Here is a 21,246-nt window from a genome sequence, read left to right on the forward strand (position 1 = left end):
TGTCTTATATAAGACTTGCCTTGCGTCACGCGCACTTTACGATGCAGTGACTACAATAGGGACGAAATACGTCGAGCGTTCCCCCGGGCGCATTTGGCGAGCGCAGTCCGATTTTTCCATTGGAGCCCCACCATGTCGTATCAGCACATCAAGGTACCGGTCGGCGAGAAGATCACCGTCAACAAGGATTTCTCGCTCAACGTGCCGGACAATCCGATCATCCCGTACATCGAGGGAGACGGCACGGGCGTGGACATTACGCCGGTGATGCTCAAGGTCGTCGATGCGGCCGTGGAAAAGGCCTATGGCGGCAAGCGCAGGATCAGCTGGATGGAAGTCTACGCGGGAGAAAAGTCCACGCGCATCTATGGCCCCGATGTGTGGCTGCCCGACGAAACGATGCAGGCCGTGAAGGACTATGTCGTGTCGATCAAGGGGCCGTTGACGACACCGGTGGGGGGCGGCATCCGATCGCTCAACGTGGCGTTGCGCCAGCAACTCGACTTGTACGTCTGCCTGCGTCCGGTGCAGTACTTCAAGGGCGTTCCGTCGCCGGTGCGACACCCCGAGAAGATCAACATGGTGATCTTCCGCGAGAACTCGGAGGACATCTACGCCGGCATCGAGTGGGAGGCGGAATCGGCGGGGGCGAAGAAGCTGATCGCGTTTTTGCGAAATGAAATGGGCGTCACCAAGATCCGCTTTCCGGAAACCTCCGGCATCGGTGTGAAGCCGGTTTCGCGCGAGGGCACGGAGCGCCTGGTACGCAAGGCCATTCAATACGCGATCGACAATAACCGCGACAGCGTGACGCTCGTGCACAAGGGCAACATCATGAAGTTCACGGAGGGCGGGTTCCGCGATTGGGGGTACGCGCTCGCCAAGAACGAATTCGGTGCGACGGAGATCGACGGCGGGCCGTGGTGCAAGGTGAAGAACCCGAAGACCGGCAAGGAGATCACGATCAAGGATTCGATTGCCGACGCGTTCCTGCAACAGATTCTGCTGCGTCCGGCCGAGTACGACGTGATCGCCACGCTGAATCTGAACGGCGATTACATTTCCGATGCGCTCGCGGCGCAGGTCGGGGGCATCGGTATCGCGCCGGGCGCGAACCTGTCGGATTCAGTCGCGATGTTCGAAGCCACGCACGGCACGGCGCCGAAATACGCTGGCAAGGACTACGTCAATCCAGGGTCGGAAATCCTCTCGGCGGAGATGATGCTGCGCCATATGGGATGGACGGAAGCGGCGGACCTGATCATCGCGTCGATGGAGAAGTCGATCCTCTCGAAGAAGGTCACCTATGATTTTGCCCGTCTCATGGAAGGCGCGACGCAAGTGTCCTGTTCAGGCTTCGGTCAGGTGATGATCGAGAACATGTAATCCAATATTTCGGATCGCTGAACAACCCCGCCACCGATTGGATTAGGCGGGGTTTTTTTATTGACGTCGAACGCAAGCGCTTCGCAGCGAACCGCCCGGCAATTCCGAGCCGTCCTGCGCGTCGCGTCGGCTAGTTCACGACGATCGTCGTCGTTACGCGGTGGTCGCCGGTGGTGGGCGTGTGGCTGCCGAGTTCGCGTGGGAAGCCTACGGTCCAGGTGACCACGTCGGTGCCGGGCGATTTCCCGGCCTGATACCAGACCACCATGCCGGGAAATCGCATGCTTTCGCAGCGCTGCCCGGCCGGCACCGTGTAGTCGATCCATTCGGGGATCACTTCGCCGAGCGTGGGCGTCGAGTCGAGTTCGAACGTCGGCTGGCCGAGCGAGCGGCAAAGCACGCTGTAGTTGGGCTGCACCCAGATCGCCGCCTTCTCGCCGACGGCAACCGTAAGCGTGATTTCCTTCGGAGGATACGGGGGAAGCGTTGACTGAGCGCGCGGCGCGCCAGGTGCCAGCGCAAGCGTGGCCAGGGCCATCGCGCGCCATGCGGTCTTGGTGGTATCCATGGCGGATCTCCCACCCCCCTTGACTGCCGACGCCGAGCGTTCTCCTCGCTCCTGCCTGCCGTCGGCAAGACGCTTCCATTACAGTGCACACACGCGCACAAGGCAAGGCGCGGCGCCGTGGGCGCATCACCGACCGTCGAAGCATGCGGCCAGACGCTGCGCCTCGAAAGCCTGCACCACGTGATCGACGAAGACCCGGGTGCGCAGGGGAAGCTGCTTCTTGTTCGAGTAATAGATGAACACGCCGCCGTACTCTTCGTACCATCCCGGCAGAAGTCTGCGAATGCGACCCGACGCGAGCAATGGCGCCGCATGCGGCATCGGCAGCAGTGCGACCCCGTAGCCGAGCGCAACCGCGTGCGCCATCGCCTCGGGATCGTCGAAGATCATGCGCGTGCGCGCCTCGATGTTGACGCGCTCGCCCAGCGCGTTGCGCAAGTCCCAGGCGCGCAGTCGCCCGGTCGCACCGGAGCGCCGGATCACGGCATCGAACGACGCCAGCGCGGACGGATGCACGGGTGTCTCGCGTTCGGCCATATAGCCGGGCGACGCACAGATGACCGCATAGGTTGGCGCGAGCCGTCGCGCGATCACGCCGGGCGTGAGCTCGATCCCGCCGCCGATGGCGGCATCGAAGCCTTCGGCCACGACATCCACGCTTCGGTTGTCGAAGCGCCAGTCGGGCACGATCTCAGGGTAGCGGGCGAGAAAGTCGCCGAGCAACGGCAAGAGGTACTGACGCCCGAACGCGTGCGCCACGCTGACCTTGAGCATGCCGGATGGCGCGCTCTCGCGCTCGGCGGCGCGGGCAAACGCGTCGGTCAGCGCCGCGAATGGCGCGTCGACGTCGAGCAGGAACCGCTCGCCGCCCGCCGTGAGCGTCAGGCTGCGCGTGCTGCGGTGGAACAGGCGCAAACCGAGTTGCGCCTCCAGACGCGCCACATTCTTGCTCACGGCCGCGGGCGTTATCCCCAACCGGCGCGCGGCGGCGGAAAAACTTCCCGCGCGGGCGCTGAGCACGAAAGACTCGATCAGATGCATGGCATCCATCGCTCACCTGTTCCAATTGATTGAAATTGATGATCGGTATTATCGTCTAGTTGAGATGTAATTCGCCAATCATACTGGCTCCACTTCTCAACCCAGTGGAGCAATGACATGGCAACGAACTTTCAAGGCAAGGTGGCATTCGTGACGGGGGGCTCGCGCGGGATTGGCGCGGCCGTGGTGCGGCGACTGGCCGACGGCGGCGCGGCCGTCGCGTTCACGTTCAAGGGATCGAGGGCGGCCGCCGAGGATCTGGTCGCTGAAATCGAGGCCTCGGGCGGGCGCGCGCTTGCCTTGCATGCCGACGCGGGCGATGCCTCCGCATTGACGCAAGCGGTGAACGAGGCGGCGCTTCGGTTCGGCAGGATCGACATTCTCGTGAACAACGCCGGTGTGTTTTCCATGGCATCGATCGCGGACATTCCGGTCGAAGAGTTCGACCGCATGCTCAACGTCAACGTGCGCGCCGTGTTCATCGCATCGCAGGCGGCGCTTGCGCACATGGGCGAGGGCGGGCGCATCATCAACATCGGCTCGTGCAACGCCGAGCGCATGCCTTTCGCCGGCGGCGCGACCTACGCGATGAGCAAGGCCGCGCTGGTCGGGCTGGTCAAAGGGATGGCGCGCGATCTCGGTCCGCGAGGCATTACCGTGAACAACGTGCAACCGGGGCCGACGAACACCGACATGAATCCGGCTGCCGGCGATTTCGCGGGGGCGATGCACGATCTGATGGCGCTCAAGCGCCACGCCCGCCCCGAGGAAATCGCGGCGATGGTGGCATATGTCGCGAGCGAGGAGGCAGGGTTCGTGACCGGCGCGAGTCTCACCATCGACGGCGGATTCAACGCCTGAGTCGTGGCCCGGCAGGTCGCGTGCCGCGCGCGCAAGCCCGGGGCCGCGACGTCGGCGTCGCCAGCGCGCCCAACATGGGGCGTGGGCCGATGCCGTGCTCGGCGACGCTCACTCCGAGAAGTGTTCGAACAGCAGCGTGCGCATCCATTGGCTTGCCGGTTCCTGGTGATACCGGGCGTGCCAGAAGAGGTTGATCTGGACGTCGGGCACGTCGAGCGGGTGGTCGACGTAACGCAGGCCGAAGTGCTGCGCGCTTCGCTGGGCAAACTTTTCGGTCACGGTGGCAATCAGGTCGGTCGCATGCAGGATGTCGGCCAGCGCGACGAAGTGCGGCACGCGCAGCCGAATGTTGCGATGCACGTGGGCGCGTGCCATGAATTCGTCGACCTGGCCGTGTCCGGTGCCCGCGGCGACCACCATCACCTGCTCGGCGCGTTCGAAGTCGTCGCGCGTCATCCGTGTCTGCTTCGGTCGATCCAGCGGATGTCCCGGCCGGAACATGCAGACATATTTCTGGCGGAAGAGCCGCCGCTGGAAGAAGCCTGCCGTGAGATCCGGCAAATGCCCCACCGCGAGGTCGACCTGACCCGCCGCCATTTCCTCCTGCAGATTCACCGCAGTATTACGCACGGTGCTGACGGTGATCCCCGGCGCCCGCTCGCCCAGCGCATGCATGAGTTTCGGCAGGAAGTGCACCTCGCCGATGTCCGTCATGGCGATCCGGAACGCGCGCCGGCTGGTCGCCGGATCGAAGGCGAGCTGACGGTTGAAGACGCCGTGCAGGGCGTCGAGCGCCGCCGCGATGGGCTCGGCCAGCGCGACGGCCATCGGCGTGGGCAGCATGCCGCGCGATGTACGGATGAACAGCTCGTCGTTGAACAGCTTGCGCAGGCGCGCGAGCGAATTGCTGACCGCTGGTTGCGTAACACCCAGGGCCTCGGCCACGCGAGACACGCGTCTTGCGTTGTACAAGTGCTGAAAGACGACCAGCAGGTTCAGATCAACGGAATGGAGGTCCATGGGCGTGCCGGGTCGTTCGGTGAGATCACTGGAATTTATGAGGCATATAAACGAGATTCTATTGGTTTATATCAAGGGTTGCGCGATCCTGTCTGCAAACGGCGTCGAAACGCCATGCGCGGTGCATCGAGTGCACCGTCGGAACGGAGACAACCCCCATGCAAGTCCACGTGCAGCCGCTCGGCGAGCGCCTCGAGGTCACACCTGGCGATAACCTGCTCAAGACGCTGACCAAGCGTCAGATCCCGATTTCCTACAGTTGTCTGTCCGGCCGATGCGGCACATGCCGTTGCCGGGTCCTATCGGGCGACGTGCGCCAGGCCGACGGGGTCGAGTACCGTCACCACGACGAACATTCCCAGGGCGAAGGCGAGCGCCACGTGCTGGCCTGCCAGTCGACGGTGCATGGCGATTGCGAGATCGAGTTGCCGGAAGTCGACGAAGTCGTCGTGCATCCCGCGAAGATCCTCAAGGCGACGGTGCTCGCCATCGAAACGCTCACGCACGATATCAAACGTCTGGTCCTCAAGCCGGCGAAGCCGCTCAGCTTCTCGCCGGGGCAATACGCCACGCTGCAATTCACGCCCGCGCATATCCGCCCGTATTCGATGGCCGGACTCGACGCCGACGAAACGCTCGAGTTTCACATCCGCCGCGTGCCGGGCGGCGCGGTGACCGGCTACGTCGCCGAGCAACTCGAAGTGGGAGATGCGGTTCGCGTATCCGGCCCGCTGGGTACGTCGTATCTGCGTACCCGCCACGCGGGGCCGATGCTTTGCGTGGCTGGCGGGACGGGGCTCGCGCCGGTGCTCTCCATCGTGCGCGGCGCGGTGGCTCGCGGCATGACCAATCCCATCGAAATCTACGTCGGTGCCCGTTCGCCGGACGACGTGTACGGTCTTGCGTGGCTGCGCGAGCTCGCGTCGCGGCACGCGGGCATTCGCCTGCACGTGGTGACGACCACGGCGGCGGCCGACGCGGGTGCGCCGCGTGACGAGGCATTCCGTGTCGGACATGTGACGGAGGCGATCGCGGCCGATTTCGTCTCGCCCGATGCGCTGGGCGGATGGCGCGCCTACCTGTGCGGCGCCCCGCCGATGGTCGAGGCCGCCACGCGATTGCTGCGCGAGCGCGGTATCGACGCCGCGCATATCTACGCCGACGCGTTCTACGCCAAGGCCGCCTAGGAACGCATGGGGCGTCCGGGTCACGCTGGCGGCGAACGTGCACATCCGCGCTGTCGCCTCCGCCCGTGCGCCGGCCGGCCTGAGGTTTCGCCGCATCGATGGATTTCGCATACCCAAAGGAGACAATCGTGAGTACCACACCGCAGACCGGGTTCGACCCGGCGCCGTCCGACAGCCAGTCGGCAACGGACATCTGGCCTGGCGAGGGATCGAGCCGCATTCCGTTTCGCGTCTATACGGACGAGCAGCTCTATCGCCGGGAACTCGAGCAGTGCTTCTATCGCAAGCACTGGAACTACGTCGGGCTGGAGGCCGAGGTGCCCGGGCCGGGCGACTTCAAGCGCACGGTGATCGGCGAGCGCTCGGTCATCGTCACGCGCGACGCCACGGGCGACATCAACGTGGTCGAGAACGTGTGTGCGCATCGCGGCATGAAGTTCTGTCGGGAAAAGCGCGGCAATCGCACCGATTTCCATTGCCCGTATCACCAGTGGAACTACGACCTCAAGGGCAATCTTCAGGGCGTGCCGTTCCGTCGGGGCGTGAAGCAGGACGGCAAGGTCAACGGCGGCATGCCGAAGGATTTCAAGCCCGAGGAGCATGGGTTGACCAAGCTGAAGGTCGCCACGCGCGGTGGCGTGATCTTCGCGTCGTTCGATCACGAGGTCGAATCGCTCGAAGACTTCCTCGGGCCGGAGATCTGCGCCTATTTCGACCGGTTGTTCGACGGGCGCAAGCTCAAACTGCTGGGCTATAACAAGCAGCGCATCCCGGGCAACTGGAAGCTCATGCAGGAGAACATCAAGGACCCGTATCACCCGGGGCTGCTGCATACCTGGTTCGTCACGTTCGGCCTGTGGCGCGCCGATAACAAGTCGCGTCTCGTGATGGACGCGCACGGTCGCCACGCGGCCATGATTTCCGCGCGCGGTCAGGGCGGTGGCGGAGAGGTGACCTCGGGCGTGTCGAGTTTCAAGGAATCGATGTCGCTCAACGACATGCGGTTTCTCGACATCGTTCAGGAAGACTGGTGGAAGGGCCCGACGGCCGTGCTCATGACACTGTTCCCCAGCGTGATCCTCCAGCAACAGGTCAATTCGGTGTCGACGCGCCACATCCAGCCGCGCGGGCCCAATGCGTTCGACTTCGTCTGGACACACTTTGGCTTCGAGGACGACACCGAGGAAATGACCCAGCGCCGTTTGCGCCAGGCGAACCTGTTTGGGCCGGCAGGCTTCGTTTCGGCCGACGACGGCGAAGCGATCGAGTGCTCGCAGGAGGGCTTCGCGCAGAAGCCGTGGCACCGCGTCATCGCCGAGCTGGGCGGCACCGGCGTGGAGAACACGGACCACATGGTGACCGAGACGCTGATTCGCGGCATGTACGCCTATTGGCGCCGTTTGATGGACGTTTGAGGAGACGACCGATGGTGGATTTCACAACCTTTCAGGCCGTGGTCGAGCTCAACGCAGCCTACGCGGCGGCGCTCGACGCCCAACAATGGGACGCCTGGCCCGAATTCTTTCTCGACGATTGCGTGTATCGCATCCAGCCGCGCGAGAACTACGACATGGGGCTGCCGCTCGCCACGCTCTCGTTCGAAAGCAAGGGCATGTTGCGCGATCGCATCTACGGGATTCGCGACACGCTGTTTCACGACCCCTACTACCAGCGGCACGTGATCGGCCTGCCGTCGATTCGCGAGCGCGATGCCGATACGCTCGAGGTCGAGGCGAACTACGCCGTATTTCGCACCAAACCGGATCAGTTGAGCGACATCCTGTCGGTCGGCCGGTATCTGGACGTCATCAAGCGCACCGGCGAGGGATGGAAGTTCGCGTCGCGCCAATGCATTTTCGACAGCGAGATGATCCCCAACTCGCTGATCTACCCGATCTGAAGCGAGGAACGACATGAGTGGAAACTGGATGGAAGCGGCGTCGCGCGACGCGATTCCCGAGGACGACGTGATCGGCGTGGTGGTGGCCGGCCGGGACATCGCCCTGTATGGCGTGGATGGCGAGGTGTTCGCGACCGACAACGTCTGCACCCACGGGAACGCCCGGCTTTGCGACGGATTTCTGGACGGCCACGAGATCGAGTGCCCGCTGCATCAGGGCAAGTTCGACGTGCGGACCGGTGCCGCCCTGTGCGCGCCGCTAACCGAGGCGGTGAAAATCTATCCGATCCGAATCGAGGCCGACAAGGTTTACGTCGACCTGGGCTGAGGCGGCTTGCCCCTGAGCGGTGCAAACGACGTGGGGCACGGCCCTTTGCCTGCCTTGCGAGACGTTCGAACGGGCCGCCCGACGGGGGGCCGGTGCCTATTGCGGCGCAGCGTTGCGCAAGCCCCACGTCTCGTCGCGAAGGGAGGACGCGTTGAATCACATGGCGCTTCGTGAAACAAATGATTCATCCCGCGGATTACCCTTGCGCCGTGATGCGAGCTTTCGTGATCGTCGAATACGTGTTCCGTTCCGGCGCGCAACGCTGGCGAATTGGTCGATTCCCGTCCCGACAGCCAAATCGGCGAGATTGGGATGCGCGGGCAAGAAACGGCTCCGTAGGATTACTTACATTATTGAAGTAAATGCGTAATTGATTTCCGCATTCCGGTAACGCCGTTGAGTAATTTAATAATTGGAGGAATGTTGCGATGAATCAAGTTTTATACAGGTTTTAACGCAGATAAATTTCGCACGACTTTGGGTCGTGAGTGGAAAGTTGCGTCGAATCCGCAGATCGAAAATGGATCCAAAATGAGACAAGCTGGTGCATGCGTTGCTGCGGCGCAATAAAAAACCCGGCCGGAGCCGGGTTTCCAATGCGTCGAACCGTGGCGCTCAGGGAGCTGCCTGGATGTTCGAAGCTTGCTTGCCCTTCGGGCCTTGAACGACCTCGAACTGCACCTTCTGACCTTCCTTGAGGGTCTTGAAGCCGTTCATCTGGATCGCCGAGAAGTGCGCGAACAGGTCCTCGCCACCTTCGTCAGGCGTGATGAAACCAAAACCCTTGGCATCGTTAAACCATTTGACCGTACCGGTTGCCATACAAACTTCCCCTAAACAATTACGACTACTACATATCACCGCAACAACGAGCACATCTGAAAAACCCGCCGGCTGGCGGCGGCTTCTTAGGCTCACCCAGGCATCTTTTCTTTTAAAACGCTTATAGAGGAAAAGCGCCACGATGATTGTTTTCGCTAACCGCCAATAGTGTCAAGCGCTTTTTGAACGATAGAAGTGGCGTTCGATCAGGTTTTACCCTTATATCTGGCAGGGCATAAAGGGTGCCGCGACACACCCTTGAAATTTGGGTTAAGCTGACTCATATGGGTGTGGCACCCCCGGTGGTCGGGGGCTGCGGCGCCTTGCTGGGCAACGCACGCGATCAACGGCGAGTGTTGGCATTCCGGTGGACGACCGGCCGGCAGGCGGCAATAGGAGCTCCGATTGCTTCCTGCGCCCGGGAGTTGTTTAGAATCCACGTATGGCAACCTTACCGACAACGCATGACGACACCGTACAGGAGCGGCAGGAGCAACAGCTCAAGCCGCCGTCGATGTACAAGGTGGTACTGTTGAACGACGATTTCACCCCGATGGAATTCGTGGTGATGGTCATTCAGGAATATTTCAATAAGGACCGGGAATCTGCCACGCAGATCATGCTCAAGGTTCATCGCGAGGGCAGGGGAGTTTGTGGGGTCTTTACGCGCGACGTCGCGGCGACCAAAGTTGAGCAAGTCGTTAGCCATGCAAGGCAGTCCGGGCACCCGCTGCAGTGCGTGATGGAGGAAGCATGATTGCCCAGGAATTGGAAGTCAGCCTGCACATGGCGTTTATGGAAGCGCGCCAGGCACGACACGAATTCATCACGGTCGAGCACCTGTTGCTCGCCCTCTTGGATAACCCGACCGCCGCCGAGGTGTTGCGCGCGTGCGCCGCGAATCTCGATGATTTGCGGCAGAACCTGCGCAACTTCATCGCCGACAATACCCCGACGGTGCCTGGCAGCGACGAGGTCGACACGCAGCCCACGCTTGGGTTCCAGCGCGTGATCCAGCGCGCCATCATGCACGTGCAGTCCACTTCCAACGGCAAGAAGGAAGTCACGGGCGCGAACGTGCTGGTCGCGATTTTCGGCGAGAAGGACTCCCACGCCGTCTACTACCTGCAGCAGCAGGGCGTGACGCGGCTGGACGTCGTCAATTTCATTTCGCACGGCATCACCAAGACGGGCGCGTCGGGCGAGTCGGCCAAGGCCGGTGAAGGCAGCGCCGAAGGCGAAGAGGGCGCCAACGCCAAGGAAAGCCCGCTCGCGCAGTACACGCAGAACCTCAACCAGATGGCGCGCGATGGCAAGATCGATCCGCTCATCGGACGCGAATCGGAAGTCGAGCGCGTGGTGCAGGTGCTGTGCCGCCGTCGCAAGAACAACCCCCTGCTCGTCGGCGAAGCCGGCGTGGGCAAGACCGCCATCGCCGAAGGGCTCGCCTGGCGTGTGACGCGCGGCGAAGTGCCCGAGATCCTGCAGGATGCCACCGTCTACTCGCTGGACATGGGGGCGCTGCTGGCAGGTACGAAGTATCGCGGCGACTTCGAGCAACGTCTGAAGGCGGTGCTCAAGGAACTCAAGGAGCGCAGCAACGCGATTCTGTTCATCGACGAAATTCATACGCTGATCGGCGCGGGCGCCGCGTCGGGCGGCACGCTCGACGCGTCCAACCTGCTCAAGCCGGCGTTGTCGTCGGGGCAGCTCAAGTGCATCGGCGCCACGACCTTTACCGAGTACCGCGGCATCTTCGAGAAGGACGCCGCGCTGTCGCGCCGTTTCCAGAAGATCGATGTGAACGAGCCCACGGTCGAGCAAACCGTGCAGATCCTGCGCGGGCTGAAGTCGCGCTTCGAAGAGCACCATGGCGTGAAGTATTCGTCGAGCGCGCTGTCCGCCGCCGCGGAGCTGTCAGCCAAGTTCATTACCGACCGTCACCTGCCGGACAAGGCCATCGATGTGATCGATGAAGCCGGTGCCGCGCAGCGCATCCTGCCGAAGTCCAAGCAGAAGAAGACGATCGGCAAGGGCGAGATCGAGGAAATCGTCTCGAAAATCGCGCGCATCCCGCCGCAGAGTGTGTCGGCGGACGATCGCGGCAAGCTTCAGACGCTCGACCGCGACCTGAAGAGCGTGGTGTTCGGGCAGGACCCGGCCATCGATGCGCTGTCCGCGGCGATCAAGATGTCGCGCGCCGGGTTGGGCAAGACGGACAAGCCGATCGGTGCGTTCCTCTTCTCGGGACCGACCGGGGTCGGCAAGACCGAAGTCGCCAAGCAGCTTGCGTTCACACTGGGCATCGAGCTGATTCGCTTCGACATGTCGGAGTACATGGAGCGCCACGCCGTGAGCCGTCTGATCGGCGCGCCGCCGGGCTACGTGGGCTTCGATCAGGGCGGCCTGCTGACCGAGGCCGTGACGAAGAAGCCGCACTGCGTGCTGTTGCTCGACGAAATCGAGAAGGCGCACCCGGACATCTTCAACGTGCTGCTCCAGGTGATGGATCACGGCACGCTGACGGACAACAACGGCCGGAAGGCGGACTTCCGCAACGTCATCATCATCATGACGACGAACGCGGGCGCCGAGACGATCAACCGCGCGAGCATCGGCTTCACGAACGAGCGTCAGGCCGGCGATGAAATGGCCGACATCAAGCGCATGTTCACGCCCGAGTTCCGCAACCGCCTGGACGCGATCATCAGCTTCAAGCCGCTCGACGAGCAGATCATCCTGCGCGTCGTCGACAAGTTCCTCATCCAGCTGGAAGACCAGCTGCATGAGAAGAAGGTCGAGGTGGTGTTCACCGACAAGCTGCGCGCGTATCTCGCGAAGAAGGGCTTCGATCCGCTCATGGGGGCACGTCCGATGCAGCGTCTGATTCAGGACACGATTCGTCGTGCGCTGGCCGACGAACTGCTCTTCGGGCGCCTGACCAGCGGTGGGCGCGTGACCGTCGACCTGGACGAGCACGATCAGGTGCAGTTGTCGTTCCCGGAGGACGGTAACACGCGTCCCGAGCCGGAAGCGGCCGAGGTCGAGTAACCGTCAGGACCCGTCAGTCGACTTCAGGGCCTTGCGCCCATGAAAAAGCGCCGCTTCAAGCGGCGCTTTTTTTTCGACGTCGGTGCGTCAGTGCTTGCCGGTGCTGCCGAAGCCGCCCGCACCGCGATCGCTCTCGGGGAACTCGTCGACGATATTGAACTCGGCCTGCACGACCGGCACGATCACGAGCTGCGCCAGGCGCTCGAAAGGGTTCAGGACGAACGGCTCGTTGCCGCGGTTCCACGTCGACACCATCAATTGGCCCTGGTAGTCCGAGTCGATCAACCCGACCAGATTGCCCAGCACGATGCCGTGCTTGTGGCCGAGGCCCGAGCGCGGCAGGATCAACGCGGCGTAGCCCGGGTCTTCCAGATGGATCGCCATCCCGGTGGGGACGAGCACGGTTTGTCCGGGGGCGATGGTCATGGGCGCATCGAGGCAGGCACGCAGGTCAAGCCCGGCGCTGCCCGGCGTGGCGTAAGCGGGCAACTGCGAGCGCAGGCGTTCGTCGAGGATCTTGACGTCGAGTTTCATGGTGTTAGGAGGTGAGTACGTTAGGGCGTGACGACGTTAATGAGGACAGCGGGGCCGGGCAACCCTGTGTGCGAACACATGGGGGCGCAAGGCGCATGGAAACTATGCCGGGACGTGGAGGCGGGGCGCGCCCGTGGTGGCGAGGGCACGCGCACCGGTTCAGTCGTCCGCCCGCAACGCGAAGGCCTGTGCGAGCAGTTCATGCGAGCGCAGGCGCGCGCGATAACTGCCGGCCACCGTAAGCACGACGATTTCGTCGGCTTCGAACTGCTCCTGCAATTCCATGACGCGCTCGGTCACCCGCTCCGGGGTGCCGATGATACTACGCGGTTTCTCGCGCGCGATCACCGACAATTCCCGTTCGCGATACTGCGCCCTGGCCTGAGCGCCCTGTTCCAGACTCGGGATCGGCTCGTTCATGCCGTAGGCCATTTGCACGCGTCGCAGATCCACGCCGGCTTCGAGTGCTTCGGCCTCGGCCTGGGTGTCGGCGCAGATGACGAAAAGCGCAACGGCGCAGTACGGCTTGTCCAGTCGTCCCGGCGTGAAGCGTTCCCGATAGGCTTGCGTGACGCGGTGTCCGTAATGCGCGTTGATGAAGTGCGCAAAGCAGTAGCGCAGACCGAGCTGTGCGGCGAGCAGTCCGCCGAATTCGCTGGAACCCAGCACCCACACCTCGGGCCGAGTGGCCACGGCCGGTTGCAGCAATACCCCGCGATAGGGATGGTCGTCGGCGAGCGTGCCATCGAACAGCGCCGCGAGTTCCGCGACCTGCTGCGGGAAGTGCTCGCCGGCGTCGTACGGGCCTTTCGCGACGGCGCGCGCGGTGCGCATGTCGCCGCCCGGCGCGCGTCCCACGCCCAGGTCGATGCGGTTCGGAAACAGCGCTTCGAGCATCAGGAACTGTTCCGCCAGCTTGAACGGGCTGTAGTAAGGCAGCATCACGCCGCCGGAGCCCACGCGCAGCCGCTTCGTCACGCTCGCCAGCCGGGCGATCATGACCTCGGGCGCGGGATTGGCCACGCCGCGCAGGCCGTGATGCTCCGCGCACCAGTAACGCGTGTAGCCGAGGTCGTCGGCGGCCTGGGCCAGTTCGACGGTCGCCGCAATGGCATCGGCCACGTCATGGCCGTGGATGACGGGTGTCTGGTCGAGGATCGACAGCTTGATGCGGGCAGTGGCGGGTTGTGTCATGCGTTCGGGCTCCGAGGGGCCGGCGGGCAGGGCGCCGGCGCATCGTCTTGTGAGTCAGTGGCCGCTGCCGGCGGACGAATCCACCGGTACCGTGCCGGGGCCTGCATGCGGCAGGCGCGCAATCATCAGAATCGCCACGATACCGCCCAGTGCGCCGCACAGGAATATCGAGGCATAACCGAAAAAGTTGGCGACGAGGCCGGCCATCGGCCCGATCAGGCCGAGGGCCAGGTCGAAGAACGCCGAGTAGGCGGCCAGCGCCGCGCCGCGGTTTTGCGGCGGTACCTGGCGCAAGGCTTCCACGCCCAGCGCGGGGAATACCAGCGAGAAGCCCACGCCTGTCAATCCTGCGCCCGCGAGCGCCATGTGCGGGCTCACGGCGCCCCAAAGCAGGAACTGACCGATCGCGCTGAATACCAGTGAGCACATGGCCACGCGGCGTCCGCCGAAGCGATCGACCGCATGGGCGAGCAGAATCCGCATGCCGATGAAGCAGGCACTGTACAGCGTGAGCGCGTATGCGGCGCCCGACCAGCCCTGGCTGGCGTAGTAGAGCGTGATGAATGCCGCGATGACCGCGTAGCCGATGCTGCCGAGCGTCATGGCAAGGCCCGGACGCCAGACCCGTCCGACCACGCGGAAGAACGGCAGGCGGTTGCCCCCCACGGGCGCGGCCGCGGGAAGACGCAAGGCGATCGCGAAGGCCACGGCCGGCAGTGCGATGTTCACGAGCGAGACGACGGTGAAGCCTGCCGACTGCAGCAGATATGCCCCGAACGGGGCGCCGATGGCCAGCGCCGTGTACATCGACACGCCCTGCCACGAAATCGCCTTGCTGGCGTGTGCGGCGCCGAGCAGGCCAATGCCCCACGACATGCCGCCGGTCAGGATCAGGCTTTCGCCGAAGCCCAGTACAACGCGCCCGGCGATCAGGATACCCAGTGCGAGCGCGGAATTCGGTGCGATGGAGGCGACGAGATAGAGCACGCCCGCGGCGGCGCATCCGCACAGGCCGGTGAGCACGGCACGGCGCGGACCGCGCGTGTCGACGGTGCGCCCGGCGTACGAGCGCAGCAGCAGCGTGACGACGGACTGGATGCCGATCGTCACCCCGACCACGAACGAGCCGTAGCCAAGGGTTTCGTGCACATAGACCGGCAGCACGGGCAGTGGCATGCCGATCGTCATGAAACCGAAGAACATGATCGCGGCGAGCATGCTCAGCGTCCCGTAGACACTGACATTCGGACGCGCGGACGAAGGAGGTTGCGTCATTTTCGATTCGGGTCGTGCGATGGCCCGCAGGCCGCGATCGGCCAATGTCGGGCGGACATTGCGGCGGCCCTCGGGCCACCGGTTTCTACGCGTCTGCCAGCGTTGCCGGACAACGACGATGACAGACGATCGGCTCGCGTCAGGCCGGGGTGCGCGACGGGAGTCTGGCGGCGATCTCGACGATCAGGCTGCGCGCGAGCGACGCCTTGTCGGCGCGTGGCAGGCGCTTCTGCCCGGCTTCGTCGAAGAGAATGACTTCGTTGTCGTCCTTGCCGAACGTGGCCGGGCCGAGGTTGCCCACGAGCAGTGGCACCTGCTTGCGGCGGCGCTTGTCCGCGCCGTGCTTTTCCAGGTCGCCCGATTCGGCGGCGAATCCCACGCAGTAAGGCGCATTGGGCAGTTGCGCCACGGCCGCGAGGATGTCGGGGTTCTGCACGAATTCGAGGCTTGGCACGTCCCCCTCGCCGGTCTTCTTGATCTTGTCCTGGGCGACGTCGCGCACTCGCCAGTCGGCGACCGCGGCCACCGCGATGAAGATGTCGTTGTGCGAGACGTCGGCCATGACCGCATCGAACATCTGGCGGGCGGTCTGGACGTTGGTGCGCGTCACGCCGCAGGGCGTCTCGAGCGCGCACGGGCCGGCCACGAGATGCACGTCGGCGCCCGCTTGCGCAGCGGCGCGCGCGAGTGCGAAGCCCATCTTGCCGCTCGACAGATTGGTCAGCCCGCGCACCGGATCGATCGGCTCGAAGGTCGGCCCGGCGGTGATCAGCACGCGCCGTCCGGCAAGGCGCTTGGGCTGGAAGAAGGCGGCGAGCGCTTCGTAGAGCGCTTCCGGTTCGAGCATGCGGCCGTCGCCGATTTCGCCGCACGCCTGGTCGCCGCTGTCCGGACCGAGCACCGCGATACCGTCGCCACGCAGGGTGGCCGCGTTGCGCTGGGTGGCCGGGTTGGCCCACATCTGGCGGTTCATGGCCGGCGCCACGAGCAGCGGACAGTCGCGCGCCACACACAGCGTGCTGAGCAGATCGTCCGCCATGCCGTGTGCGAGCTTGGCGAGGAAGTCGGTGGAGGCGGGGGCGATCAGAATGGCGTCGGCCTCGCGCGAGAGGTCGATGTGCGCCATGTTGTTGTCGATGCGGTTGTCCCACTGGCTCGTGAAGACGGGACGCCCGGAGAGGGCCTGCATCGTGAGCGGCGTGATGAATTGCGTGGCGGCTTCGGTCATCACGACCTGTACCGTGGCGCCTGCCTTGATGAGCAACCGGGTGAGTTCGGCCGACTTGTAGCAGGCAATGCCGCCCGTCAGGCCGAGAACGATGGTCTTGCCCGCCAGTTCGCCGCGTTCCATAGAAATGCTTCCTCCAAAGTGCCGCGCGGCGCCTCCGGGGCGCCGCGACGGTGTGTGTCGTCCGCTCGCACATGCCGCCGTGCGCGCGGATCGCGCCGCAACTGCCGCGGCGGACCCTGCGATGTGGCCTACTTGCCGCGCCGCACGCGCCGCAGCTCGTCGATCACCAGCAACACGGCGCCCACGCAAATCGCCGAGTCGGCCACGTTGAACGCCGGCCAGTGCCAGCCGCCGACGTGAAAGTCCAGAAAGTCGATCACGTGGCCATAGATCACGCGGTCGATCACGTTGCCCAGCGCACCGCCGAGAATCAGCGACAACGACAGGCAGAACATCTTCTGGCCGTTGTGGCGCTTGAGCAGCACGACGATGACCGTTGCCGCCACCACGCCGAGCAGCGTGAAGAACCAGCGTTGCCACCCACCCGCGGCGGCGAGGAAGCTGAACGCCGCCCCCTTGTTGTACACCAGCACCAGATTGAAGAACGACGTCAGCGGGTGGAACTCGCCGTACTGGAACGTCTTCAGAATCGTCAGCTTGGTGACCTGGTCGAGCAGGATCGCAATGACCGCGATCCCCAGCCAGGGCGCCAGGCCGAACGTGGCGCCACCGCGCGCGCCCCCCCTGCTGCCATTGCTGCCGCTACCGCCGCTTCGTCGTTGCGCGCCCGAACGCGCGCCTGCTTTGCTTGCCATTATGCCGCGCTCCGGTGTTCGCCGCTGCCGAAGAGATTCGACACGCAACGCCCGCAAAGGGTCGGGTGATCCGCGTCGGCACCCACGTCTTCGCGGTAGTGCCAGCAGCGTTCGCACTTCTGATGCGACGACGGCGTGACGACCACGCCTTCGTCGGCTTCCGCGGCCACCTGCGTGACGGTCGCGGCCGACGTGATCAGCACGAAGCGCAGATCGTCGCCGAGGCTGGCCAGCACGTCGTACTTGCGGCCCGAGACCCGCACGTCGACTTCGGCCTGCAGCGACGAGCCGATCTTCTCGGCCGCTCGCGCCTCCTCGAGTGCCTTGGTCACGTCGCCACGCACCGTGCGCAACAGGTGCCACTTCTCCAGCAAACGCGTGCCCTGCGCGACTTCCGGATAGGCGTAATACGTTTCCGTGAAGATCGTATCGTTGCCCGGCTGGAACACTTGCCACGCCTCTTCGGCCGTGAACGACAGGAACGGCGCCATGAGTTTCAGCAGGCCGTGCGTGATGTGATAGAGCGCGTTCTGGGCGGCGCGGCGTGCCATGGCGTCCGGCGCGCTCGTGTACAGACGGTCCTTCAGGATGTCCAGGTAGAACCCGCCGAGGTCTTCCGAGCAGAACGTCTGCAGCTTGGCCACGACCGGGTGGAACTCGTAGCGGTCGTAGTGCCCGAGGACTTCGGTCTGTAGCGACTGGGCCAGCGCCACGGCGTAGCGATCGATCTCGAGCCATTGCTCCGGCGGCAGCGCATGCTTCGCATGGTCGTAGTCGGCCAGGTTCGCGAGCAGGAAGCGCAGCGTGTTGCGGATACGGCGATAGCTCTCGACCACGCGCTTGAGAATTTCGTCGGAGATCGACAGTTCGCCCGAATAGTCGGTCGACGCGACCCACAGTCGGATGATTTCCGCGCCGAGCTTGCCGGCGACTTCCTGCGGCACGATGGTGTTGCCGATCGACTTCGACATCTTGCGGCCCTGGCCGTCGACGGTGAAGCCGTGCGTGAGCAGCGCCTTGTAGGGCGGACGGCCGTCCATCATCGACGCGGTGAGCAGCGACGAGTGGAACCAGCCACGATGCTGGTCTGAGCCTTCCAGATACAGGTCGGCGGGAAAGCCGAGCTCGTGCGCGTGCGAGCCGCGCAGCACATGCCAGTGCGTGGTACCCGAGTCGAACCACACGTCGAGCGTGTCACGGTTCTTCACGTAATCCTTGGCGTCGTCGCCGAGCAGTTCGACCGGATCGAGCGTCTGCCACGCTTCGATGCCTTCGGTCTCCACGCGCTTGGCCACGGCTTCGAGCAGTTCCGGCGTGCGCGGGTGCAAGGCACCGGTTTCCTTGTGCACGAAGAATGCCATCGGCACGCCCCATTGGCGCTGGCGCGAGAGCGTCCAGTCCGGGCGGTGCGCGATCATGTTGTGCAGGCGCTGCTTGCCCCACGACGGGAAAAATTCCGTGGCCTCGATGCCGGCCAGGGCGATCTCGCGCAGCGTCTTGCCGTCGCCCGGCGCACCGTCGACCGGCTTCACGTCCATGCCCGCGAACCACTGGTTGGTGGCGCGATAGATGATCGGCGACTTGTGGCGCCAGCAGTGCATGTAGCTGTGCGTGTACTTGAACGAGTGGAACAGCGTACCCGCCTCGCGCAGCGCCTCGACGATCTGCGCATTGGCGTCCCAGATCGACAGGCCGCCGAACAACGGCAGGCTGTCCTGATAGCGTCCGTCGCCGAGCACCGGCATGCGGATTTCCGAGTCCGGCATGCCGTGTGCCTTGCACGACATGAAGTCTTCCACACCGTAGGCGGGCGCCGAGTGCACCACGCCCGTGCCCGTGTCGGTCGTCACGTAGTCGCCGAGGTAGATCGGCGAGGTGCGGTCGTAGCCGGCGTCCGCCGTGGCGAGCGGGTGGCGGAAACGGATCAGCGAGAGCGCTTCACCCTTCGCGTGGGCGAGGACCTCGCCGTGCAGGCCATAGGTCTTGAGGCTCTCCTCGACGCGCTCCGTGGCCAGGATCAGCAGGCCGCGTTCGGTCGACACGAGCGCGTACTCGATCTCGGGATTGACATTCAGGGCCTGATTCGACGGGATCGTCCACGGGGTGGTCGTCCAGATCACGATGAAGCCGTCGTTGCGCGGCAGCTTGGGCAGACCGAAGGCCTTGGCGACCTTTTCCGGCTCGGCGAACGGGAAGCCCACGTCGATCGACAGGTCGGTCTTGTCCTTGTATTCCACTTCGGCCTCGGCCAGCGCGGAGCCGCAGTCGAAGCACCAGTTCACCGGCTTGAGGCCACGATAGACGTAGCCGTTTTCCATGATCTTCGCGAGGGCACGCAGTTCGTCCGCCTCGTTCGAGAAGTTCATGGTCTTGTACGGATTTTCCCAGTCGCCGAGCACGCCCAGGCGCTCGAAGTCCGCCTTCTGGCGCTCGATCTGCACCGCCGCGTAGGCACGCGCCTTTTCCTGCACTTCACGCACGGGCAGGTGCTTGCCGAACTGCTTTTCGATCTGGATCTCGATGGGCATGCCGTGGCAGTCCCAGCCCGGCACGTAGGCCGCGTCGAAGCCCGCGAGGCTGCGCGCCTTGACGATCATGTCCTTGAGGATCTTGTTGACCGCATGGCCGATGTGGATGTCGCCATTGGCATACGGCGGGCCGTCGTGCAGGATGAATTTCGGACGGCCTTTGCTGGCGCGGCGGATCTTGTCGTAGATCTTCTTTTCCTGCCACTGCTTGACCCACAGCGGCTCGCGCCTGGGCAGGTCGCCGCGCATCGGGAACGGCGTGTCCAGCAGATTGACGGGGTACTTGCTCGGGGCTTTCTTATCGCTCATGGTGCTTCGCTACGAATTTTGGATGTCGGGTGTGCGGCGCTCGCGCCGATGACGTTGCGTTCGGCCCCAGCGGGCCGGGAAATGCAACGCCCGGGCAGGTGCCAGTGGCGGCGGCAGGCCGCGCGCGCGGCGCGGGGCGCCGGCGCACGCGGGCGAAGATCAACTAATTCGGTCGGTCGCCGAGGTGGCGAAATCGCGTCGCGCGCTCGGGCCGTTGGCGTCGAGCGCATGGGCGAAATAGGCGCGGGCCTCGCGCGTGTCCTGTGCGATGGCGGCTTCGAGTTCGGTCAGTCCGTCGAATTTCGCCTCGTCGCGCAGCTTCTGCAGGAATTCCACGCGTACGAGCTTGCCATAGCAGTCGCCCGCGAAGTCGAGCAGATGCACCTCGAGCAGTACACGGCCCGAGTCGTCGACGGTCGGACGCAGTCCCAGGCTCGCCACGGCGGGCAGCGGCCGCTCGGCCAGTCCGTGCACCTGCACGACGAAGATGCCCGACAGGGCAGGGTGCTTGTGGGCGATGCGAAGATTGAGTGTCGGGTAGCCCAGCTTGCGGCCGAGCTTCATGCCGTGCACCACGTGGCCGGTGATGGCGTACGGACGGCCGAGCAGCGCGTGGGCGCGCTCGAAATTGCCGTCGGCAAGCGCCGCGCGGACTTCCGAACTGGAGATGCGCACGCCGTCATGCGCGATGGTCGGCATCTGCTCGACGACGAAGTCGAAGCGGCGCCCGGCGTCGCGCAGATATTCGATGTCGCCGGCGCGCCTGGCGCCGAAGCGGAAGTCATCGCCCACGAGCAGCCAGCGGGTGTGCAGGCCGTCGACGATGATGTTGCGCACGAAGTCCTCCGGCGACTGTCCGGCGAAATGGGCGTTGAAGTGTTCCACCACCAGCCGGTCGACCCCCTGCGCGCGCAGGGCCTCGAACTTGTCGCGCAGGTTGGAGATACGCGCCGGCGCCCGGTCGGGCGTGAAGTATTCGCGGGGATGCGGCTCGAACGTCATTACACACACCGGCAGGCCGCGCGCGGCCGCGGCGGCGCGCACACGTGCGAGCAGTGCCTGGTGGCCCAGGTGCACGCCGTCGAAATTGCCGATCGTCAGCACGCAGGGCGCTTTGCTTTGCGCGTTGGGTAGACCCCGGAAGACTCGCACGATAAGGAAGCGTCAGTACAGGACGTTGATTGAGCGTTGGTGGA

General features: G+C 64.5%; 19 protein-coding genes. 8 read left to right on the forward strand and 11 right to left on the reverse strand.

Going from position 1 to position 21,246, the window contains the following annotated elements:
• The first annotated feature begins 132 nt into the window (after nucleotides 1-132).
• Complete coding sequence (gene icd, locus LV28_RS29425; RefSeq protein ID WP_038618544.1) at nucleotides 133-1,386, forward strand: NADP-dependent isocitrate dehydrogenase; 1,254 nt, start codon at nucleotides 133-135, stop codon at nucleotides 1,384-1,386.
• 130 nt (nucleotides 1,387-1,516) lie between these two features.
• Here icd and LV28_RS29430 read toward each other — a convergent pair whose 3' ends face one another.
• Together LV28_RS29430 and LV28_RS29435 are read right to left on the reverse strand one after the other, a co-directional pair.
• On the reverse strand, nucleotides 1,517-1,954 hold the full coding sequence (locus LV28_RS29430; RefSeq protein WP_038618540.1) for a hypothetical protein: 438 nt from the start codon (nucleotides 1,952-1,954) through the stop codon (nucleotides 1,517-1,519).
• 126 nt (nucleotides 1,955-2,080) lie between these two features.
• Nucleotides 2,081-3,004 (reverse strand): LysR family transcriptional regulator, encoded by a 924-nt coding sequence (locus tag LV28_RS29435; protein WP_038618537.1) that lies wholly within the window; start codon nucleotides 3,002-3,004, stop codon nucleotides 2,081-2,083.
• Between the two features lie 108 nt (nucleotides 3,005-3,112).
• Here LV28_RS29435 and LV28_RS29440 point away from each other — a divergent pair, with 108 nt between their 5' ends.
• Nucleotides 3,113-3,856, forward strand: a complete 744-nt coding sequence (locus LV28_RS29440) for an SDR family oxidoreductase (RefSeq protein ID WP_038618534.1) — start codon at nucleotides 3,113-3,115, stop codon at nucleotides 3,854-3,856.
• Between the two features lie 108 nt (nucleotides 3,857-3,964).
• Here the strand turns inward: LV28_RS29440 and LV28_RS29445 are convergent, their stop codons facing one another.
• Nucleotides 3,965-4,876, reverse strand: a complete 912-nt coding sequence (locus tag LV28_RS29445; RefSeq protein WP_023594571.1) for a LysR family transcriptional regulator — start codon at nucleotides 4,874-4,876, stop codon at nucleotides 3,965-3,967.
• Nucleotides 4,877-5,034: 158 nt separating this feature from the next.
• Here LV28_RS29445 and LV28_RS29450 point away from each other — a divergent pair, with 158 nt between their 5' ends.
• The 4 genes from LV28_RS29450 (at nucleotide 5,035) to LV28_RS29465 (ending at nucleotide 8,291) form a co-directional block, all read left to right on the forward strand.
• Nucleotides 5,035-6,063 (forward strand): 2Fe-2S iron-sulfur cluster-binding protein, encoded by a 1,029-nt coding sequence (locus LV28_RS29450; protein WP_038618531.1) that lies wholly within the window; start codon nucleotides 5,035-5,037, stop codon nucleotides 6,061-6,063.
• Between the two features lie 128 nt (nucleotides 6,064-6,191).
• Complete coding sequence (locus LV28_RS29455) at nucleotides 6,192-7,478, forward strand: aromatic ring-hydroxylating dioxygenase subunit alpha (protein ID WP_257125738.1); 1,287 nt, start codon at nucleotides 6,192-6,194, stop codon at nucleotides 7,476-7,478.
• An 11-nt stretch (nucleotides 7,479-7,489) separates the two neighbouring features.
• Nucleotides 7,490-7,963 carry an aromatic-ring-hydroxylating dioxygenase subunit beta gene (locus LV28_RS29460; RefSeq protein ID WP_023594574.1) on the forward strand — a complete coding sequence of 158 codons (474 nt, stop codon included), beginning with the start codon at nucleotides 7,490-7,492 and terminating at the stop codon, nucleotides 7,961-7,963.
• Between the two features lie 13 nt (nucleotides 7,964-7,976).
• On the forward strand, nucleotides 7,977-8,291 hold the full coding sequence (locus LV28_RS29465) for a non-heme iron oxygenase ferredoxin subunit (protein WP_025250376.1): 315 nt from the start codon (nucleotides 7,977-7,979) through the stop codon (nucleotides 8,289-8,291).
• Between the two features lie 615 nt (nucleotides 8,292-8,906).
• Here the strand turns inward: LV28_RS29465 and cspD are convergent.
• Nucleotides 8,907-9,113, reverse strand: a complete 207-nt coding sequence (cspD, locus tag LV28_RS29470) for a cold shock domain-containing protein CspD (RefSeq protein WP_023594576.1) — start codon at nucleotides 9,111-9,113, stop codon at nucleotides 8,907-8,909.
• Between the two features lie 442 nt (nucleotides 9,114-9,555).
• On the opposite strand from cspD, the gene clpS reads away from it, so the two are divergent.
• Both clpS and clpA read left to right on the forward strand, forming a co-directional pair.
• Nucleotides 9,556-9,870, forward strand: coding sequence for an ATP-dependent Clp protease adapter ClpS (gene clpS, locus LV28_RS29475; RefSeq protein ID WP_010807118.1), 315 nt, complete (start codon nucleotides 9,556-9,558; stop codon nucleotides 9,868-9,870).
• Nucleotides 9,867-12,164 (forward strand): ATP-dependent Clp protease ATP-binding subunit ClpA, encoded by a 2,298-nt coding sequence (gene clpA, locus LV28_RS29480; RefSeq protein ID WP_023594577.1) that lies wholly within the window; start codon nucleotides 9,867-9,869, stop codon nucleotides 12,162-12,164. Before clpS ends, clpA begins: the two co-directional genes overlap by 4 nt.
• 87 nt (nucleotides 12,165-12,251) lie before the next feature.
• Here the strand turns inward: clpA and dut are convergent, their stop codons facing one another.
• The 7 genes from dut to LV28_RS29515 all read right to left on the reverse strand — a co-directional run bounded on the left by dut (nucleotide 12,252) and on the right by LV28_RS29515 (nucleotide 21,202).
• Nucleotides 12,252-12,698 carry a dUTP diphosphatase gene (gene dut / locus LV28_RS29485; protein WP_023594578.1) on the reverse strand — a complete coding sequence of 149 codons (447 nt, stop codon included), beginning with the start codon at nucleotides 12,696-12,698 and terminating at the stop codon, nucleotides 12,252-12,254.
• Between the two features lie 159 nt (nucleotides 12,699-12,857).
• Nucleotides 12,858-13,892: an LLM class flavin-dependent oxidoreductase gene (locus LV28_RS29490; RefSeq protein WP_024788588.1), complete on the reverse strand. Its 1,035-nt coding sequence runs from the start codon at nucleotides 13,890-13,892 to the stop codon at nucleotides 12,858-12,860.
• Nucleotides 13,893-13,946: 54 nt separating this feature from the next.
• Nucleotides 13,947-15,167: an MFS transporter gene (locus LV28_RS29495; RefSeq protein ID WP_023594580.1), complete on the reverse strand. Its 1,221-nt coding sequence runs from the start codon at nucleotides 15,165-15,167 to the stop codon at nucleotides 13,947-13,949.
• A 139-nt stretch (nucleotides 15,168-15,306) separates the two neighbouring features.
• Nucleotides 15,307-16,518: a bifunctional phosphopantothenoylcysteine decarboxylase/phosphopantothenate--cysteine ligase CoaBC gene (gene coaBC / locus LV28_RS29500; RefSeq protein WP_023594581.1), complete on the reverse strand. Its 1,212-nt coding sequence runs from the start codon at nucleotides 16,516-16,518 to the stop codon at nucleotides 15,307-15,309.
• A 128-nt stretch (nucleotides 16,519-16,646) separates the two neighbouring features.
• The gene (gene lspA, locus LV28_RS29505) at nucleotides 16,647-17,213 is read right to left on the reverse strand and encodes a signal peptidase II (RefSeq protein ID WP_024788587.1); all 567 of its coding nucleotides are present in this window, start codon (nucleotides 17,211-17,213) and stop codon (nucleotides 16,647-16,649) included.
• A complete protein-coding gene (gene ileS / locus LV28_RS29510; protein ID WP_038618525.1) occupies nucleotides 17,213-20,050 on the reverse strand; it encodes an isoleucine--tRNA ligase in 2,838 nt (945 codons plus the stop codon). Before ileS ends, lspA begins: the two co-directional genes overlap by 1 nt.
• A gap of 159 nt (nucleotides 20,051-20,209) precedes the next feature.
• The gene (locus tag LV28_RS29515; protein WP_023594584.1) at nucleotides 20,210-21,202 is read right to left on the reverse strand and encodes a bifunctional riboflavin kinase/FAD synthetase; all 993 of its coding nucleotides are present in this window, start codon (nucleotides 21,200-21,202) and stop codon (nucleotides 20,210-20,212) included.
• Nucleotides 21,203-21,246: the final 44 nt, after the last annotated feature.

The organism is Pandoraea pnomenusa, from assembly GCF_000767615.3.
In the GTDB taxonomy this organism is placed as follows: Bacteria; Pseudomonadota; Gammaproteobacteria; order Burkholderiales; family Burkholderiaceae; genus Pandoraea; species Pandoraea pnomenusa.

Excerpts from the sequence above, each read along its gene's own strand:
- icd (WP_038618544.1), top strand. The coding sequence starts at position 133 with ATGTCGTATCAGCACATCAAGGTACCGGTCGGCGAGAAGATCACCGTC.
- LV28_RS29430 (WP_038618540.1), bottom strand. The coding sequence starts at position 1,954 with ATGGATACCACCAAGACCGCATGGCGCGCGATGGCCCTGGCCACGCTT.
- LV28_RS29435 (WP_038618537.1), bottom strand. The coding sequence starts at position 3,004 with ATGGATGCCATGCATCTGATCGAGTCTTTCGTGCTCAGCGCCCGCGCG.
- LV28_RS29440 (WP_038618534.1), top strand. The coding sequence starts at position 3,113 with ATGGCAACGAACTTTCAAGGCAAGGTGGCATTCGTGACGGGGGGCTCG.
- LV28_RS29445 (WP_023594571.1), bottom strand. The coding sequence starts at position 4,876 with ATGGACCTCCATTCCGTTGATCTGAACCTGCTGGTCGTCTTTCAGCAC.
- LV28_RS29450 (WP_038618531.1), top strand. The coding sequence starts at position 5,035 with ATGCAAGTCCACGTGCAGCCGCTCGGCGAGCGCCTCGAGGTCACACCT.
- LV28_RS29460 (WP_023594574.1), top strand. The coding sequence starts at position 7,490 with ATGGTGGATTTCACAACCTTTCAGGCCGTGGTCGAGCTCAACGCAGCC.
- LV28_RS29465 (WP_025250376.1), top strand. The coding sequence starts at position 7,977 with ATGAGTGGAAACTGGATGGAAGCGGCGTCGCGCGACGCGATTCCCGAG.
- cspD (WP_023594576.1), bottom strand. The coding sequence starts at position 9,113 with ATGGCAACCGGTACGGTCAAATGGTTTAACGATGCCAAGGGTTTTGGT.
- clpS (WP_010807118.1), top strand. The coding sequence starts at position 9,556 with ATGGCAACCTTACCGACAACGCATGACGACACCGTACAGGAGCGGCAG.
- clpA (WP_023594577.1), top strand. The coding sequence starts at position 9,867 with ATGATTGCCCAGGAATTGGAAGTCAGCCTGCACATGGCGTTTATGGAA.
- dut (WP_023594578.1), bottom strand. The coding sequence starts at position 12,698 with ATGAAACTCGACGTCAAGATCCTCGACGAACGCCTGCGCTCGCAGTTG.
- LV28_RS29490 (WP_024788588.1), bottom strand. The coding sequence starts at position 13,892 with ATGACACAACCCGCCACTGCCCGCATCAAGCTGTCGATCCTCGACCAG.
- LV28_RS29495 (WP_023594580.1), bottom strand. The coding sequence starts at position 15,167 with ATGACGCAACCTCCTTCGTCCGCGCGTCCGAATGTCAGTGTCTACGGG.
- coaBC (WP_023594581.1), bottom strand. The coding sequence starts at position 16,518 with ATGGAACGCGGCGAACTGGCGGGCAAGACCATCGTTCTCGGCCTGACG.
- lspA (WP_024788587.1), bottom strand. The coding sequence starts at position 17,213 with ATGGCAAGCAAAGCAGGCGCGCGTTCGGGCGCGCAACGACGAAGCGGC.
- ileS (WP_038618525.1), bottom strand. The coding sequence starts at position 20,050 with ATGAGCGATAAGAAAGCCCCGAGCAAGTACCCCGTCAATCTGCTGGAC.